1 protein-coding gene is annotated in these 1,036 nt (G+C 48.9%); it reads left to right on the top strand.

Going from position 1 to position 1,036, the window contains the following annotated elements; translation table 11 throughout:
* Positions 1–133: 133 nt before the first annotated feature.
* On the top strand, positions 134–679 hold the full coding sequence (locus tag HJG40_RS14030) for a DUF2062 domain-containing protein (RefSeq protein WP_215864772.1): 546 nt from the start codon (positions 134–136) through the stop codon (positions 677–679).
* Positions 680–1,036 lie beyond the last annotated feature (357 nt).

Here is a 1,036-nt window from a genome sequence, read left to right as displayed (position 1 = left end):
GCCTCATTCAATCCGCCAAGGCCAAGGCTCGGGGTTACCGCACGCACAAGAACTTTATCAACATGGCCTACCTGATCCTGGGCAAGCTGGATCTCAGGCTACCCACTTGAAATGACGAGGAACCCCCGCATTTATCCGCCTTCCCACCCGTGAGGAAATCCTCAAAAAACGTCCCCTCGGACGTTTTACCCATTATCTGGCGCGCCCGGTGCTCTGGCACCCGCATCGTCATAGCGTCGCCCGCGCTGCCGCCATTGGGACTTTTATTGGAAGCCTGCCTTTTTTTGGACATTTACTCAGTATCACTTTGCTCTGCCTCTGGCGGAGAGCCTATATTCCCATCGGATGGGTTATGCCCTGGGTGGTCACGGGTCCGTTGACCATCATACCGTTTTTTTTCGCTTGTTATGAACTCGGTTTCTGGCTACTCAGCCAGTTAGGTGTCGCTCCTGCCATCACCATTCATTATCATGATATTCATGAAATATTTCATGGAGATATTGGTATCATGGCGATGGGTGACCGGCTCTGGCATGCCTATCTGGTTACCTGGATAGGCAGCCTGATACTGGGAGCCGCCCTCGCCCTGATCACTTATTTTGGCATTATGCAGGGCTGGCGCATCTGGATTATCTGGCGTCTGTATCGCAGACGGCTGCGTCAAAACAGAGCGCGTTAAAAACGAATGTCCATAATCTTATGACGCACCAATTTAAGACCAATTGTTATTGCCGATGAAGCAATTACCAGGCTTATCAATCCTTGAAAAAAAAACCTCCAGGAATTTTCTGGCGTTTCAAAGAGGAGCCATACGGATAACAATGCTGACACAGAAAAGAAAATAAAAATTATAAAATTAAAGTATAAAAATTGTGAAGACATACTCATCGAACCTGTGACAGGATTAAACGGGGTTCCTCGTCATTTCAAGTGGGTAGCCTGAGATCCAGCTTGCCCAGGATCAGGTAGGCCATGTTGATAAAGTTCTTGTGCGTGCGGTAACCCCGAGCCTTGGCCTTGGCGGATTGAATGAGGC

This window comes from Acidithiobacillus concretivorus (assembly GCF_018853445.1).
Lineage (GTDB): Bacteria > Pseudomonadota > Gammaproteobacteria > Acidithiobacillales > Acidithiobacillaceae > Acidithiobacillus > Acidithiobacillus concretivorus.
The sequence above is the reverse complement of the archived record's forward strand: the minus strand, read 5'-3'. Positions and strand labels throughout refer to the sequence as shown.